The organism is Actinoalloteichus spitiensis RMV-1378 (assembly GCF_000239155.1).
Classification (GTDB): Bacteria; Actinomycetota; Actinomycetes; order Mycobacteriales; family Pseudonocardiaceae; genus Actinoalloteichus_B; species Actinoalloteichus_B spitiensis.
On the sequence record NZ_AGVX02000010.1, the window covers coordinates 1 to 15,852 of the forward strand.

Here is a 15,852-nt window from a genome sequence, read left to right on the forward strand (position 1 = left end):
CGGCGGCCCGAGGGGAGGGCTGTCCGCGGTCGGCCGCCGCCAGCCACCAGCGGGACGAGGGTCGCGGCGGCCCGGCCCCGCGACGAGTTCAGGCGGTGCGGCCGAGGAGCGCCAGGATGCGGGTCTGCTCGTTCACCTCGCCCACCACCGGCACCGGCGGCTGGCACACCCCCTCCGAGTAGAGGGTGTCGCCCATCCGTTCCATGAAACCGGCCACCATCTCCAGGTTCTCCGGCGGGATGGTGGTGTTCCCCCCGGTGGCCTTCGCGATGTCCCAGGCGTGCACCACCAGGTCGAAGCAGTAGAACGCCCCGATCGTCGCCGCCAGCGTGCTCCGCCCGAACGGCGTGTCGTGGGCGCGGTTGGCCCGCATCGGGTCGTCCAGCACGTCCTGCACCGCGTCCCGCGTGTGCTCCCAGGCGGCGAGCGGCGCCGTCTCCACGGTGGGCCCGGCCGCGACCTGGATGCCCACCTTGCGCAGCACCGAGTTCTGCGTGTCCACCACGTGCGCGAGCACGTCCCGCGCCGTCCACCCGACGCACGGCGACTGCGACTCCCAGCCACTCGCCGGCACGGCACGAACCCGCTCCGTGAAGGTGGCGGCGAGTCGCCGGTACAGGCCCCCTGTGGTGTTGTCGATGCTCATGCGGCGATTCTCCCTGCCGCACCACGAGCCTGATCACCCACGGCCACCACGGTGCTGGGGGCCCTGCCGGGCAGTGGTCTTGTGGAGCGGGAGGGCCGCGCCACCGTTGAACCGGGCGGGCCGGCGGGGGCCAGCGGCCGGGCGGCGGCCAGCCCGCACCCCGTGGGGCGGATCGCGTCAACCCCACACGGCGTTCCCTCTCGCCACCCGCGAAGGCGGGTCGGCTTCGCGTCGGGAGAACTTCACCCCACCGGATAAACATGGTGCGATCCGGGTGAACGGCTGATGAAGAATCGTCCGTAGTGTGATCAAGATACTAGTGCGAAAGAGTGGACGGTGAATCACCGACCAGACGCGAGGTAGTGCCGATGGTCTCTCCTGCCTTGCTCTGTTCAGGTGAAAATATCGCAGCGGATGTCTTTTCTGTCGGGCGCGAACTCTAAAGTCGCGCCGACCTCAACGAGAGCTGCCCCGACAGGAAATCCGTGACGAATCAACTATGGGCGCACAGCCGCAACGACAAGGGCGAACGGCACACCCTACGAGACCACCTGATCTCCACCGGCGAGCTCGCGGCGCGCTTCGCCGAGCCCTTCGGCGCCGCCCCGCTGGCCCGCGCCCTGGGGCTCTTCCACGACGCGGGGAAGGCCAGCTGCTCCTGGCAGGAAGCCCTGCTGGCGGTGGAGGGGCAGAACCGCCGGACCGGAGTCCCGCACAAGGAGTTCGGCGCGGTGGCCCTGCGCGGCCCCGCCCACGTCGCCGCCCTCGCGGTGCTCGGCCACCACGTTCCCGAAAACTGGCGCCGTCGCCAGTCCACCGCCGAGGTCGGCATTCGCCTGGTGTTCTCCGCGCTCGTCGACGCCGACCGCCTCGACACCGGCGCGCACAGGGCGGGGACCGAGCCCACGGTCCGGCCCGCCCCCGACATGGAACAGCTCTGGAAACGGTACGACCAGGAACGGGTGAACGTCCTCGCGAAGCGCGCCGCGAGCGGGAAACGCGCCGATCCGGTCGTCGACGCGGCCCGCGAACAGGTCTACCAGTACGCGGTGCGCGCCGCCGAGCGGCCGGGCGGCCTGTTCAGGCTGGCCGCGCCCACCGGGTCGGCCAAGACGATGGCCGCCGGGGCCTTCGCCCTGCGGCACGCCGCCCTGCACGGCAAGTCGCGGGTCATCGTCGCCGTCCCGTTCACCACGATCACCGAGCAGAACGCGGGCCAATACCGGGAGCTGCTCGACGCCGACCGGGTGCTCGAACACCACTCCTCGGTGGACCTGGACACCGCGCCCCGCTGGTACCGGCCGGCGGCGGAGAACTGGGACGCCGACTTCATCGTGACCACCACCGTCCAGCTGTTCGACTCGCTGTTCGGCCGCAAACCCGAGCGGTCCCGCAAACTCCACCGCCTGGCGAACTCGGTCATCGTCCTCGACGAGGTCCAGGCCCTCCCGCTGAGCCTGCTCACCCCGATCCTCGACGTGCTGCGGGTCCTCGCCGAGGAGTTCGGCACCACGGTGGTGCTCAGTTCCGCCACCCAACCGGCCTTCCAGTCCCTGCCCGTGTGGAAGGACTTCCCGGTCACCGACATCGTCCCCGACCCCACACGGCTCTTCGACGACCTCCGCCGGGTCCGCTACGAGTGGTGGTGCGACCCCCGCCCCACCCTGGCCGAGGTCGCCGAGGCAGCCCTCGACGAACGGCAGTGCCTCGTGGTCGTCAACACCACGGGCAACGCCCGCACCGTCTACCGGCACGCCAACCCCGACGACGAGACGTCCCCGCACGTCCTGCACCTGTCGGCCCGGATGTGCGGGGCCCACCGGCAGCAGGTGCTCCACGAAGCCAACCGCCGCCTGAACGCCAACGAGCCCGTCCTCCTGGTCTCCACCCAGCTCATCGAGGCCGGCGTCGACATCGACTTCCCGGTCGTCTACCGCGTGCTCGCCGGCGCCGACGCCGTCCAACAGGCCGCCGGCCGCGCCAACCGGGAGGGCGTACTGGGCCGGGAGGGCGGCCGGGTCGTCATCGTCGTCCCCGAGGACGGCGGCTATCCCGGCGCCGAGTACCGGGCCCTCGCCGAACAGACCAGCGTCCACTTCTGGGCGGGCCAGGACCCCGACCGGCTGGACGCGCTCGACCGCTACTACCGGGGCGTGTACTCGGCGCTGAACCTGACCGAGAACCGCCGCGCGAACGCCGTCCAGCGCGGGCGGGCCGCGTTCGACTACCAGTCGGTGGCCGAGGGCCCGCTCCTCGACGCGGGCGGCGCTGGGACGGCCAGGGACCGGGCACTCGCGTTCCGCATGATCGACGAGGACACCGTCCCCGTCGTCGTCGACTTCCACGGCAAGGACAAGGACCACAAGGGAGAGGGACCGCGCCTGGTGGAACGCCTGCGCTCGTCGACGAACCCGACCCCCCAGGACTTCCGCGCGGTTCAACCCTACGTGGTCCCACTGCCCCGGGCGTTGCTCAACCGCCCCGACATCCAGGCGATCTGCCGTCCCGTCGTCGGCGACCTGCACGAATGGGCTGGCGACTACCACGAGGCGTACGGCATCGACACGACCGACATCGTTCAGGAGGAAGTGTGGTGAAACCGAGTTCCCCGCGCGAGGAGTGGGACCCGGTGGTGGTGCAGGTGTGGGGCGACGCGGCCCTGTTCACCCGCCCCGAACTCAAGGTCGAACGGGTCACCTACCCGGTGATGACGCCCAGCGCGGCCGTGGGCGTGCTGGAGGCGATCTTCTGGAAACCGGAGTTCGACTGGCGGGTGACGGCGATCGAGGTGCTGCGCCCGGTCCGGCAGTTCACCCAGCGCCGCAACGAGACCAGCGACCTGCCGCCGTTGACGGAGGCCGCGAAGGGTGAGCGCCGCGTCGACACCGCCGCCCTCCGGGTCCAACGCTTCGCGCTGTGCCTGAAGGACGTCGCCTACCGCATCCACGCCCAGGTCGAACTCCGACCGCACGCCACCCACCGGGCGGAGGCCTACCGCGACCAGTTCCGGCGCCGAGTGCGGCGGGGCGCCTGCTTCCACCAGCCCTACCTGGGCACCCGCGAGTTCTCCGCCTACTTCGGCCTGCCCGACGACACCCCCGCCGTCGAGACCTACACCGAGGACCTCGGGCTCATGATCCACAGCGTCGACCACTCCACCGAACCCCCCACGACGCACTGGTTCCACGCCGAGGTCGTACGGGGACGGATGAACGTCCCGCCCTTCGGGGTGGCGGTGCCCCGGGCCACCCCGGTCGGCGTGGGCGGAGGTGCCTGATGCTGGTCAAACGCCTGGTCGACCACGCCCAGCGCCAGGGGACGAGCAAGCCGTTCCACCGGGAACGGGAGCTGCACTGGCAACTGGAGATCGGCACCGCCGGTCGCCCACCTCTCCTCACCCGGGTCACCGACCCGGCGGCGACGAGGCCAGGGCGGGGGGTGGTCCGCCAGGTCCCCGCCGTCGTCCGAACGGGAAACCTCGACGCGAACCTCGGCGCCGACGACGTCCAGTACGTGCTCGGCTGGGCCGACGAGAAGACGAAACCCGAACGGGCCGCGAGCTGCCACGCGGCCTTCGTCGACCTGGTCACCCGCTGGGCCGCCGACCCGGCGGCCCAGGACGACACCCTCGCCCAGGCGGTGGCCACCTTCTACCAGCAGGACGGGCCGCACCGGGTCGCGGAACCGGAGGGCTGGAGGTCCAAGCAGGGCGTGCTGCTCGTCGTCGACGGTGTTCCGGCCACCGAGGCGCCCTCGGTGGTGCCGTTCTGGTCCACCGAAGTCGCCCGGCGCAAGGCCCGCGGCGGCGCCACCGGCCTGTGCCTGTCCTGCGGCACGGTCGCACCACTGGCCAACACCGTCCCCGGCACTGTGCCGAAGAAGCTCGTCCCCGGGGCCGCCAACGACGCCGCCCTGGTCAGCGTCAACAAACGGGTCTTCGGCTACCAGCTGACGAAGGGCCTCACCCACACCCCGCTGTGCATGGTGTGCGCCGACAGCATGACCACCGGGCTGGTGGCCGTGCTCTCCAGCGACCACACCTCCAGCTACGCCCGGCAGGACAGCAAACTCGCCTGGTGGTACAGCGGCCCACCCGAGACCGACTGGATGGCCCAGCTCGAACGACCCGACCCGAGCGCCGTCTCCCGGCTCCTCACCTCCCCGCACGAGGGGAAGGCGGTCGCCAACGGGGGGAAGGACCTGACCCGCTTCCACGCCCTCACCGTCAGCGGCAACAACGCCCGCATCATGGTGCGGGACTGGGTGGAGATGCCCCTGCCCGAACTCGAACGGAACATCAGGTCCTGGTTCGAGGACATCGAGATCGTCCGGTCGCCGGGTGACGACCGCCCCCTCGGGCTGTGGACGCTCGTGCTGGCCACCGGCCGGTGGCAGCCCCAGCTCAAGGCCTACGCCGAGATGGGCAGCAAGTCCTCCCGCCGGTCGGAACGGCTGCACCGGCAGCTCGTCGCGACCGCGTTGCGGAACGCCTCACCACCCCCGGAACTCCGCCACCAGCTGTTGGCACGCATCACCAACGACGGACGAGTGGACGCCTACCGGGCGGCGCTGCTCCGCCTCTCCCTCGTCCGCCAGTACGGAAAGGACCACGTCATGCCCGGTCTCGACGAGACCAACACCGACCCCGCGTACGTGTGTGGGCGGTTCGTCGCCGTTCTCGGAGCAATTCAGAATGCCGCGCTCGGTGACGTCAACAGGACGTTCATCGATCGCTACTTCGGCGGCGCGATGTTCAGCCCAAGGGTGGCGTACGCCGTCGGCGTCCGCGATGTACAACCGTGGTTGAGGAAACTTCGTATTGACGCGACGAAGCGCGCAGCCTTCATCGCGCTGGACCAGAAGCTAGTCGAACTGCACGACCTCCTCAAAGGCGGAGAGCAGCTGCCTGTCCGATTCACGACCGAGCAGCAGTGCAGTTTCGGCATCGGCTACTACCACCAGCGGGCGAAAGACAAGCATGAGGCAGTTCAGGCGATAGCACGGAAGAAAAGCAAGGAGTCTGCTGACCTGACCGCCGCCGACACCGGGCCGGACTTGGCTTGAGATTCGCCTCGATCCCCCTCGATTCACCGACAGGAGAACCATGAGCAACGCCGTACCCGCACACCTCGACCCCACCGTGCGGCACGACATCGTCTTCTACTTCGACGTCACCGATGGCAACCCCAACGGCGACCCCGACTCCGGCAACCGGCCGCGGACGGACCTGGACACCCAGCACGGCCTGGTGACCGACGTCGCGCTCAAGCGGAAGATCCGCAACACCCTCGCGTTGGCTGGCGACGGCGACCCCCGCTACGGGATCTTCGTCGAGGCGGGCCACGCCCTGAACACCAGGCTCCTGGAAGCCGCGAGCGCGAACGGCGCCGAGGACGAGAAGATCAGTACCAAGCAGATCACCGACACCCGTGCCTGGCTGGCGAACCGCTACGTCGACATCCGCCTCTTCGGCGCGGTGCTCTCCACGGGCAGCAAGGTCACCAAGCGGCTCGGCCAGATCTACGGCCCGCTCCAGGTGACGATGGCGCGCAGCGCCGACCCGGTGAGCCCGGTCGACCACGCGATCACCCGGGTCACCCAGACGAAGAAGGAGGACATCGACAAGGGGGAGAGCACCGAGATGGGCGGCAAGTGGACCGTCCCCTACGGCCTCTACCGCGCCGAGCTGTACTACTCGGCGGCCCGGGGCAGGCAGACCGGCGTGGACAGCCGCGACCTGGAGCTGCTGTACCGGTCGATGACGATGATGTTCGACCACGACCGTTCCGCGACACGCGGCCGGCTCGCCCCGCGAGGTCTCCACGTGTTCAGCCATCAGGACGCCTTCGGAAACGCCCCCGCCCACGCCCTGTGCGAGCGCGTGGTGGCCGAGCGGACCGAGCCGGACAACCCGCTCCCGCCGAGGTCGTTCACCGACTACAAGCTGCGCGTCGACTCCGCGGCACTGCCCGACGGTGTCACCCTGACCACGGTGCTCGGCTGACGTGGTGGGTTCCTCACGGTCGGAAGGGGCCGGGCCGCGGCCCGGCCCCGAACCCAGCGTCACCCTCGGCGGGTTGGAGCACTACGCCTACTGCCCCCGCCAGGCGGCGTTGATCCACGTCGAGCAGTACTTCGAGGACGACGCCGCCACGACCAGGGGTTCGCTGCACCACGAGGTCGTCGACCGCGGCGGCACCACCAGGAACCGTCGCGGTGTGCGCCAGTGGAACTCGCTGCCGGTCCGCAGCACGCGGCTGGGCATCCACGGGGTGTGCGACACGGTCGAGTTCGGGCCGGACGGCCCGGTGCCGGTGGAGCACAAGTCCGGTGGCTACCGGCCTGGGGGACCGGCCGACGTGCAGGTCACCGGCCAGGTGTTGTGCCTCCGGGAGATGTTCGGGGCGGAGGTGCCCCACGGGGTCGTCTTCGCCGGGCAACGCCGTCGGCGGCACGTCGTCGAGGTCGACGCCGTCCTGGAACGCCGGGTGGTTGACACGGCCGAGCGACTGCGCGAGCTGATCGCCACCGGGACCACGCCGCCCCCCGTGCACGACAACCGGTGCCGCCGGTGTTCCCTCCGGCCCGGGTGCGTGCCCGAGCTGCGCGCGGCATCGCCCGGGGACCCTTTCACACCACGTCCGTTGGGAGAGTGGGATGACTGAAGCACTGAGGACCCTGTTCATCTCGACCCCGGGCACGAGCTTGTGGTTGGACGGCGACGCGGTGCGGATCACCAGCCCCGACCGGCCTGGCCGGCACCTGCAACCCCTGGTTCGACTCGACCACCTGGTGGTCAACAAGGGGGTGCACGTCTCCGAGGACCTGTTCCACCGGTGCTCGGAGGACGGCCGTTCAGTCACCTGGTTGAGCCAGAACGGCAAGCTGCTCACCAGGACCTCTGGCCGGCGGACCGGCGGGGCGCGGCTGCGCATCGAGCAGGTCCGGGCCTACGACGACCCTGCCCGCCGGCTGGCCCTGGCCCGTGCGTTCGTGGCCGGGAAACTGCACAACTACCGCCAACTGGTGCTGCGCATCGCACGGGACAGGCAGGGCGGTGATCGGGAGTTGCTGCGGGATATCGCCGCCGACCACGCCGCCACGTTGCCACGCCTGCGGGAGGCCGACGACCTGGACACGATCCGGGGTCTGGAGGGCAGCGCCGCGCGGCGGTACTTCCAGGCGATGGGCGTGCTGATCCCGGGGGCGAACCCGGGGCGGACCCGTCGTCCACCCACGGATCCCGTGAACTGCGCGCTGTCCTTCGGCTACACGATGCTGGAGGTCGCCACCAGGGGAGCGGTCGACGAGGTCGGGCTCGACCCGTTCATCGGGTACCTGCACGACGTGCGGCCAGGTAAGGCGTCGTTGTCCCTGGATCTCATGGAGGAGTTCAGGACGATGTTGGTGGACCGCCTCGTCATCACGCTGTTCAACAAGAAGCAGCTGAGCGAGCGGGACATGGAGACCCTGCCCGGAGGGGAGGTCAGGTTCACAAAGGAGGGACGGAAAGCGTTCCTCTCCCACTGGTCCACGGCGCGGGACCGGATGTGGCACCACCCGGTCCTGGACCGGGAGGTTCCCGCGTCCACCCTGCCGCTGCTCCAGGCGCGGTTGTTGGCCCGGCACCTCCGAGGTGACACGCCGACCTACACCCCGTGGTCGGCGGGCTGAGGGGTGGAGTTGCTGATCAGCTACGACGTTGAGACCGCTACTCGGGAGGGTCAGCGGCGGCTGCGCAGGGTGGCGAAGATCTGCGAGGGCTACGGGCACCGGGTGCAGAAGTCCGTCTTCGAGGTGGTGTGCCGGCCGCAGGACTGGGTGTTGATGAAGCACCGCCTGGCGGAGGTGATCAACTCCGAGCGGGACAGCATCCGCGTCTACCACCTCGACCGAGGTTCGTTCTCCCGCGCCGAGCACATGGGGGCATCGCGGCTGGCGCCGCACGAATCGCCTCTGGTGTACTGACGGTGCTTTCCGGAGACTGGACAGGAAGGGCAGTCGTGACAGGGCATTCCGCTGGTGCGCTCGCAGGCCGGCCGAGCCGGCCCCAGGGTGGTGCGGATCCGCGCCGTGTGCGGTGTGGAGTTCGCGCGGATCGGAAGCGTCACGCGACACGCCTGGACTCTCCTAAGCAAATCCCGGGCGTGTCGTCCACTTTGTCCGGTTTGCGGGAAGCTCGTCGCAACACGAAATGGGAAAACCGCTGCTCACGCAGTTGCACCGGGCCTCCGGGCCCGGTGAGGATCGCAACGACCAGGGAGACCCGATCGTGTACACCGAGCACCACGTTGCACCGGGCCTCCGGGCCCGGTGAGGATCGCAACGGGGACCTCAACGCTCATCAGCATTACGTCAGCCCCAGTTGCACCGGGCCTCCGGGCCCGGTGAGGATCGCAACCTCGTTGAGCGCCGACCCGGGCCGACCCGGGACGGGGAGTTGCACCGGGCCTCCGGGCCCGGTGAGGATCGCAACGGCGGCGGGGCGATGGTGGCGGATTCGAGGTGGTCGAGTTGCACCGGGCCTCCGGGCCCGGTGAGGATCGCAACTGGTGCTCCGAGATGTCCAACCGGACCGGGAACGTCGTTGCACCGGGCCTCCGGGCCCGGTGAGGATCGCAACGTGTCGTGTCGTGTCCTTGGTCTCCCGCGGAAGCCCGGTTGCACCGGGCCTCCGGGCCCGGTGAGGATCGCAACATCTCGTCATCGGGATTCGGAGGTGGCGCGGCCTCGGGTTGCACCGGGCCTCCGGGCCCGGTGAGGATCGCAACGTCGGCGTCGTGCGGAACATTGTCGATAGGCGCACGAGTTGCACCGGGCCTCCGGGCCCGGTGAGGATCGCAACGGTGGTCAGCGCGTAGCGGGCCGCGTGGATCTGGGGTTGCACCGGGCCTCCGGGCCCGGTGAGGATCGCAACGACGTTTGGGAAGTCCGGGGCGGAGGCCGTCCGCCGTTGCACCGGGCCTCCGGGCCCGGTGAGGATCGCAACGAGTGGGAGGACCTCGACGGCTCGACACACCGCGTGGTTGCACCGGGCCTCCGGGCCCGGTGAGGATCGCAACCACCGCAGTAGCCGCGAAACAGGCCGGGCGGCGTTGCGTGTTGCACCGGGCCTCCGGGCCCGGTGAGGATCGCAACCCCTTACCTCCTGCGAGTGGGGAGATCCGCACCGGCCTGTTGCACCGGGCCTCCGGGCCCGGTGAGGATCGCAACGTCGCCGGAGCTGGAAGTGAATCGATTCGGCCGGAGTTGCACCGGGCCTCCGGGCCCGGTGAGGATCGCAAGACGTCCTCGCCGAGGTGTGGCCGGCCGCCGCATACGGTTGCACCGGGCCTCCGGGCCCGGTGAGGATCGCAACAGGCGGTATTCGGGCAGCGTCCGCCCGGATGCTTGGGCGTTGCACCGGGCCTCCGGGCCCGGTGAGGATCGCAACGAGAGGACAGACGGATGACCGAGACCGAGACCGACGTTGCACCGGGCCTCCGGGCCCGGTGAGGATCGCAACGCCCGGAACCGGCCACCGCCGCCGCCCCCTACGCGTTGCACCGGGCCTCCGGGCACGGTGAGGATCGCAACATGCTGGTGGGACGCGGCGCGGTGTACTCGCGGAGTTGCACCGGGCCTCCGGGCCCGGTGAGGATCGCAACCCAGGTCCTCCCCACCGAGGAGATGGCGGCCCAGGCATCGTTGCACCGGGCCTCCGGGCCGGGTGAGGATCGCAACACGACCTCCAAGGCATCCTCGCCCGCGAGCACGGGGGCGTTGCACCGGGCCTCCGGGCCCGGTGAGGATCGCAACGGCTCCCGCAAATCAACAGCCTCCTCCGGGCGTAGTGGTTGCACCGGGCCTCCAGGCCTGGTGAGGATCGCAACACCGCCGAAGCGACCATCTTGCGGCAGCGGGACGCGGTTGCACCGGGCCTCCAGGCTTGGTGAGGATCGCAACCCGTCGGGGCCCGCGCGGCAGCGCCCGCTACCGCGACTGTTGCACCGGGCCTCCGGCCCGGTGAGGATCGCAACCTGCTGATGCTGCCTTGGTGACCACCAGGGGCGCGCGTTGCGCCGGTCTTTTTCCTGACGGGACTGCGAGGTGCCGGGGCGCCCTCCGAAGGGCACGACCCGGAGCCTCGCGTGTTCCTTCGTGCGGATCGTCGTAGGCGTCAGACCCCCTCTGCTGCTCTCGCGATGAACTCTCCCGCCTCCTTCGGCGGGGTGAGCTGCGGGGCAGCAGGAAGTGCTGCCGAGCAGGGGGAAGGCAGAACGCACACGAACTGATCGCCACCCACGACCACGGTCACCGCTTTCCCGCCCAAGGCGGGAAAGGTGCTGACCATCAGCGATGCCACGGGTTCCGGCCCAGGCACGATCGCCGTCACGACCGCTTCCCCGTCCGCCACCAGCAGGGCACCCGCGACCCGTCGGGCCTGCATCACCGGCAGGCCCACGGGTTCCTCGGGCGCGTGCTCGGGGCGCAGGACAACGCCGAGCCGGCTGGTCTCCACCAGCACGGACACCGGCCCACACCGGGCGGGCATCCATCCGATGATCCGTCCCAGCGCGTTCCCCGGCACGAGAACCACCGGCTCCGATGTGGTCACCGCGCACCCGACCTCAGGTAGGGCCGTATCCGGCTGGAACGGCGGGGGAGGACGAAGGCACGGACTCGGCAGGACCGTGCTGGCGGAATGCGGGGAAGCACCGTGGTCACCGACTCCGCCACATCGACCGGGTTCACGCTCACCACCCCCGCCGGCATCGTCCGGCTGCCTCGTCCAGCACCCGTGCCAACTGACGCACCGGCCGGGGACCCAGTAGCAGCGGCCATCCCCACCCATTCCCGACCAGGGCCAGCCGGGCGCCGCCGGTACCCGCACCGGGGACGGCGAGGGACGTCACCGCCAGGCGCAACACCGAGGACCCGACGTGCAGGGGGATCGCGAGATTCCGGCGATGGAGCAGGGCCGTGGAGAACTGTCGGGCGGCGTGCGGCGCCACCAGACCGACGGTGCCGGCGGCGAGCAGGACCGCCGCCGACTCGTCAGCGGTGAGGGTGAGCACGACGGTCGTGGGTTGTCCGGTGGGTGCCACTGCGGCGACGCTGGCTCGCCAGGTGTCTCGGGGCAGGGTGCGGTGGGGACTGCTCACGGGCTGGGCTCCGTCCAGATGGGAAGGACTCCGGTCAGGGCCGGGATGGGGGCGGTGGCCGCGGGATCGGGGTTAGGTGCCACCGCCCCCGGCCGTCGCCCGCGCGAGCGCGGGGCGGGCAACGACCGTTCCCGGTGCGCGGCGGCGGGGCGCACCGTCGCCGCGCGGTGCCGGCCCCCGAGGGGAGGTGGGGCCGGACGGTGGAAGGGGGCGGCCGTGGTGTCGGGGTCCGCCGCCCCCGGCCGGGCGCGCCTCGGGGAGTCGGGCGGCGCGTCCGGCCTGTCCTGGGCTCGCGTCGCGAGCAGTACGGCTACGGGGATCGGGTGAGTGGGTCGGGAGGAGGTGCGTGGAGGTGTGGTCGCCGCGCGCCGTTGCTTCTCGCGGTGCGTGTTCTCGCGTTCGAAGAGGACCGCAGCCGTCACCATCAGGGCAGCGGGTCCGAGCGTGACAACGATGGCGAATGCCGGAGTATCGATGACCTGCCACATGCAGTAACCTCCTGAAAAGCGAACCAAATTTGGTTCGCGAACCGGAATCGGTTCTGGTTCCAGACTGGAGTGGGAGGTGTGAGGAGGGCAAGCGCTCGATTGGATGAATGACATCGAGGTCTGGCTGACTACTCTGTGGTGCATGGCCCGTACCAACCTGACGCCCTTGTCCCGGGCGCTCGGCGACGCCATCCGAAAGCAGCGGACAGCTTCGGGCCTCACCGTTCGCGCGCTGGCGGACAAGATGGGGCTACGCCATACCGCGATTGTCAGGCTCGAAGGCGGTACCAGGCGGGCACCGTTGGATGAGTTGGCCGCGCTGCTCGGCACGGTGGGGACTCCGCCCGACGAGCGTGACCGCATCATGGCGATGGCACGGGATGTCGACCGCGATACGTGGTCCACGAGCGGCGGGAGCGGCGCCACGGCGCAGCTTGCGACCCTGGTGCGTTACGAGCGTGAAGCCATCGCACTCACCGAGGCGAACGCACTGCTCGTTCCCGGGCTGCTACAGGTGGAGCCCTACATCCGCTCAGTGATGGAGGGGCTCCCGCCTGACGTCATCGACGCCCGCACTTACTACAGAATCGGCCGCCAGCAAATCTTGACCAGAGCTGAGCCACCCAAGATGCTCGCACTGATCGACGAGGCAGTGCTCGCCAGGACCATCGGCGGCCCTGCTGTCATGGCCCATCAGATGGACCACCTCGTATCGCTGGTGGACGCAGGAAATGTGGAGGTGCGGGTTATCCCACTCGCCGCCGGGAGCGCGGCCATGATGGCGTCGGGTTGGATGCTCGTCGAGTTGCCAGACGGTCCGCCAGTGGTCCATCTGGACCATGCGCAGGCAGGCACGATGCTCCATACACGACGCGATGTGGCCGCGTTTGAGCAGGCGCGGGATACGATCATCGCAGCTACCCTCAACCCAGAAGCTTCTCGCCAGATGATTACCCGTTACGCACAGTCCTATCGAAGCACTCAGAGCGAGGAATGATGACCACCATTCTTACAGGTTGGCGCAAGTCGACCCGCAGCGATAACCAGTCCAATTGTGTTGAGATTGGTGGAGCGCCGGGCTTGGCTGGTATCCGGGACAGCAAGAACCGGGGCGGTGGTGTTCTGGTCGTTGATCGCCAGGTCTTCGCGGCGTTCATCGAGGCTGTGAAGCGCGATCGTCTCTGATCCCGACATTCCGGGCGCGCCTTCGTGCTCCTCGGGCCCGAACCTCGTCCTGCTCCCGGTGTCCGTCATCCCGGCCGGGGTGGGGGACGCTCCTGACCGACAAGGCCGGTTGGTGAGCCCGTTCGAGCGTCGTCGGATGGCGTCAGGGACGCTGCCGGGTTCCCGGGAACCGGGAAGCCCCACCGGGACTGTTTCGTGCTACGGAGACCAGTACGAAGGGCAGGCAGCATGACCGCACAGGAACTCATCGGCTGGCGGAAGTCACGAGCGAGTGGCCCGCAAGGGGACTGCGTCGAGGTGGGCGGGGCGCCGGGCTTGGCTGGGATTCGGGACAGCAAGAACCGGGGCGGTGGTGTTCTGGTCGTTGATCGTCAGGTCTTCGCGGCGTTCATCGACGCGGTGAAGCGCGACCGTCTCTGATCCCGCGAACGACGTTCTCGGCGCGGCCCTCGCACCCCTCGTGCGGGGGCCGCGTCCCGTTCCGCCTCCTGGTCAGCCGTCCCGAGCGGACGGGACGGGCGGGACGGGCGGGGAGGGCAGACGGGGCAGGACCACAACCACGAGCACTCGCTCAGTCCGCACCGCGCTCGCTGCCGACGCCGTGCTGCCGGGCCGGAGAGGCCGTCGCGTTCCTCGGGATTCGGCGCTTCCGGCGCGCCACCACGCCGAGTGCTACGGCGAACCTGGGTCCCCCGGCGCCCGTCGAGCTCTCCCCGAGTCCCACCGGCACGGCGGCTCGGCCCGGGGTGGGCGGGCCCGGCAGGAACGCGAACGGGGTGTGGACGGAGAACCCGTCCACACCCCGTCTCGTCCGGTGTCAGCGCGCGGGGCGCACCAGGCGGTCGGTGCCCACGCGGTCCCGCAGCACCTCGGGCACCAGCACCGAACCGTCCTCCTGCTGGAACTGCTCCAGGATGGCGGGCAGCAGCCGGCTGGTGGCCAGGGCGGACCCGTTCAGGGTGTGCACGAACTGGGTCTGCTTCGCCTGCGGCGCGCGGAAGCGGATGTTCGCCCGCCGGGCCTGGTAGTCACCGGCCCAGGACACCGACGACACCTCCTTGTAGCCCTTGGCGTGCGGCATCCACACCTCGATGTCGAAGGTCCTGCGCATCGTGGCGCTGGTGTCGCCGGCGGCGAGTTTCGACGTCCGGTAGTGCAGGCCCAGGCCGCGCACCAGTGACTCGGCGGCGTCGACCATCGACTCGAAGGCCTCGGCGGCGCCGTCCGGGGTGGTGAACTGGAACAGTTCGACCTTGTTGAACTGGTGTCCGCGCACCGTGCCCCGCTCGTCGGAGTGGGTACCGGCCTTCTCCCGGCGGTAGCACGGCGTGTAGGCGAACACCCGGCGGGGCAGTTCCGCCTCGGTGAAGATCTCGTCCTGGTGGGCGCCGAGGATCGCGGTCTCGGAGGTCGGCAGCAGGAACTGCGGGCGGTCCGAGTTCGGGTTCGCGATGTGGTACACGTCGTCGCTGAACTTGGGGAACTGCCCGGCGGCGAAGCCGGCGCTCTCCAACAGCATGTGCGGCGGCAGGACGAACGTGTAGCCGGCGGCGTTGTGCTGGTCGATGAACCAGTTCAACAGCGCCCACTCCAGGCGGGCGCCGTAGCCGGTGTACATCCAGTACCCGGATCCGCCGAGTTTGGTGCCCCGGTCGAAGTCGACCAGCCCGTACTCCTTGGCCACGGTGGTGTGGTCGAGGAAGTCACCCAGGGCGGGCTTCTCGCCCCACTCCCGCAGGACCTCGTTGTTCTCCTTGCCGCCCGGCACGACGTCGTCGGCGGGCATGTTCGGCAGGGCGGCCATCTCCTGGCGGAGTTCCGCGCCGACGTTCTCCAGCTCGCTTTCCAGGGCGAGCAACGCCGCCTTGGTGTCCGGGGGCGGGGGGAGGGGCTCGCTCGATTCCCGCTTGGCCTTCGCGTAGGCGCGCGAGGCCTCCTTGCGCTTGCGGCGCTCCTCCTCGATCCGCTGGAGCAGCTCACGGCGCCGCGCGTCGAGGTCGACGATCGCGGACAGGGACCGATCCACCTCGGAGCTGTCGAGTCGTTTCGACAGGGAGGCCGCGACGGCCTCGCGCTCGCGGCGGATCAGGTCCAGATCAAGCATGGCGTTCCTTCGTCAGCTCAGGTGCGGGAGTGCGTGAACTCGCCTTCAGGTGGCGGAAGCGGACCAACCGGGCTTCCTACCATGTCGAACGATCGGGAAGTCTAACGGGAACACCGTTCAGCTCCGGCGGCGGGTTGAGGCCGGGTAACCGGGCGTCGGCAGGGGGTTGACCTCGGCCAACGCCGGGGCCGGCGCTCCTGCTGCGTGGCCCGTGGTGAGCGCTCCCGGGGCGGCGGGCTCGGCGGCCGGGGTGCGCTGGCCGGGGTGCCGACCCCGGGACGGGCC

Annotated in this window: 14 protein-coding genes and 1 CRISPR repeat array; of the genes, 10 read left to right on the plus strand and 4 right to left on the minus strand. The window is 70.0% G+C overall.

Features of this window, described 5'->3' with window-relative positions; all coding sequences use genetic code 11:
• Positions 1-88: 88 nt before the first annotated feature.
• Complete coding sequence (locus ACTIDRAF_RS0200525; protein WP_016696747.1) at positions 89-646, minus strand: TIGR03086 family metal-binding protein; 558 nt, start codon at positions 644-646, stop codon at positions 89-91.
• 485 nt (positions 647-1,131) lie between these two features.
• Here ACTIDRAF_RS0200525 and ACTIDRAF_RS0200530 point away from each other — a divergent pair, with 485 nt between their 5' ends.
• From ACTIDRAF_RS0200530 to cas2, 7 genes are all read left to right on the plus strand, one after another.
• On the plus strand, positions 1,132-3,243 hold the full coding sequence (locus ACTIDRAF_RS0200530) for a CRISPR-associated helicase/endonuclease Cas3 (protein ID WP_016696748.1): 2,112 nt from the start codon (positions 1,132-1,134) through the stop codon (positions 3,241-3,243).
• Positions 3,240-3,923: a type I-C CRISPR-associated protein Cas5c gene (gene cas5c / locus ACTIDRAF_RS0200535; RefSeq protein ID WP_245533395.1), complete on the plus strand. Its 684-nt coding sequence runs from the start codon at positions 3,240-3,242 to the stop codon at positions 3,921-3,923. The genes ACTIDRAF_RS0200530 and cas5c overlap by 4 nt, the downstream gene beginning before the upstream one ends.
• On the plus strand, positions 3,923-5,710 hold the full coding sequence (gene cas8c, locus ACTIDRAF_RS0200540; protein ID WP_016696750.1) for a type I-C CRISPR-associated protein Cas8c/Csd1: 1,788 nt from the start codon (positions 3,923-3,925) through the stop codon (positions 5,708-5,710). The genes cas5c and cas8c overlap by 1 nt, the downstream gene beginning before the upstream one ends.
• Before the next feature lie 40 nt (positions 5,711-5,750).
• A complete protein-coding gene (cas7c, locus tag ACTIDRAF_RS0200545; protein ID WP_016696751.1) occupies positions 5,751-6,650 on the plus strand; it encodes a type I-C CRISPR-associated protein Cas7/Csd2 in 900 nt (299 codons plus the stop codon).
• 73 nt (positions 6,651-6,723) lie between these two features.
• Complete coding sequence (gene cas4, locus ACTIDRAF_RS0200550) at positions 6,724-7,311, plus strand: CRISPR-associated protein Cas4 (protein WP_169533942.1); 588 nt, start codon at positions 6,724-6,726, stop codon at positions 7,309-7,311.
• Positions 7,304-8,320, plus strand: a complete 1,017-nt coding sequence (gene cas1, locus ACTIDRAF_RS0200555) for a CRISPR-associated endonuclease Cas1 (protein ID WP_016696753.1) — start codon at positions 7,304-7,306, stop codon at positions 8,318-8,320. The genes cas4 and cas1 overlap by 8 nt, the downstream gene beginning before the upstream one ends.
• A 3-nt stretch (positions 8,321-8,323) precedes the next feature.
• Positions 8,324-8,614, plus strand: a complete 291-nt coding sequence (gene cas2, locus ACTIDRAF_RS0200560) for a CRISPR-associated endonuclease Cas2 (RefSeq protein WP_016696754.1) — start codon at positions 8,324-8,326, stop codon at positions 8,612-8,614.
• 249 nt (positions 8,615-8,863) lie between these two features.
• A CRISPR array of direct repeats spans positions 8,864-10,518; the repeat unit is 37 nt; unit sequence GTTGCACCGGGCCTCCGGGCCCGGTGAGGATCGCAAC.
• Positions 10,519-10,805: 287 nt separating this feature from the next.
• Here cas2 and ACTIDRAF_RS0200565 read toward each other — a convergent pair.
• On the minus strand, positions 10,806-11,243 hold the full coding sequence (locus ACTIDRAF_RS0200565) for a hypothetical protein (RefSeq protein ID WP_016696756.1): 438 nt from the start codon (positions 11,241-11,243) through the stop codon (positions 10,806-10,808).
• 139 nt (positions 11,244-11,382) lie between these two features.
• Positions 11,383-11,790 (minus strand): hypothetical protein, encoded by a 408-nt coding sequence (locus ACTIDRAF_RS0200570; protein WP_016696757.1) that lies wholly within the window; start codon positions 11,788-11,790, stop codon positions 11,383-11,385.
• A 591-nt stretch (positions 11,791-12,381) separates the two neighbouring features.
• Between ACTIDRAF_RS0200570 and ACTIDRAF_RS0200575 the strand changes: the two genes are divergently transcribed.
• From ACTIDRAF_RS0200575 to ACTIDRAF_RS32345, 3 genes are all read left to right on the plus strand, one after another.
• On the plus strand, positions 12,382-13,275 hold the full coding sequence (locus ACTIDRAF_RS0200575; RefSeq protein WP_016696758.1) for a helix-turn-helix domain-containing protein: 894 nt from the start codon (positions 12,382-12,384) through the stop codon (positions 13,273-13,275).
• Positions 13,275-13,463: a DUF397 domain-containing protein gene (locus ACTIDRAF_RS32340; protein ID WP_083886029.1), complete on the plus strand. Its 189-nt coding sequence runs from the start codon at positions 13,275-13,277 to the stop codon at positions 13,461-13,463. The genes ACTIDRAF_RS0200575 and ACTIDRAF_RS32340 overlap by 1 nt, the downstream gene beginning before the upstream one ends.
• Before the next feature lie 228 nt (positions 13,464-13,691).
• On the plus strand, positions 13,692-13,883 hold the full coding sequence (locus ACTIDRAF_RS32345) for a DUF397 domain-containing protein (RefSeq protein WP_083886030.1): 192 nt from the start codon (positions 13,692-13,694) through the stop codon (positions 13,881-13,883).
• A gap of 397 nt (positions 13,884-14,280) precedes the next feature.
• On the opposite strand, the gene serS is transcribed toward ACTIDRAF_RS32345, so the two are convergent.
• On the minus strand, positions 14,281-15,567 hold the full coding sequence (gene serS, locus ACTIDRAF_RS0200585; protein ID WP_016696761.1) for a serine--tRNA ligase: 1,287 nt from the start codon (positions 15,565-15,567) through the stop codon (positions 14,281-14,283).
• Positions 15,568-15,852 lie beyond the last annotated feature (285 nt).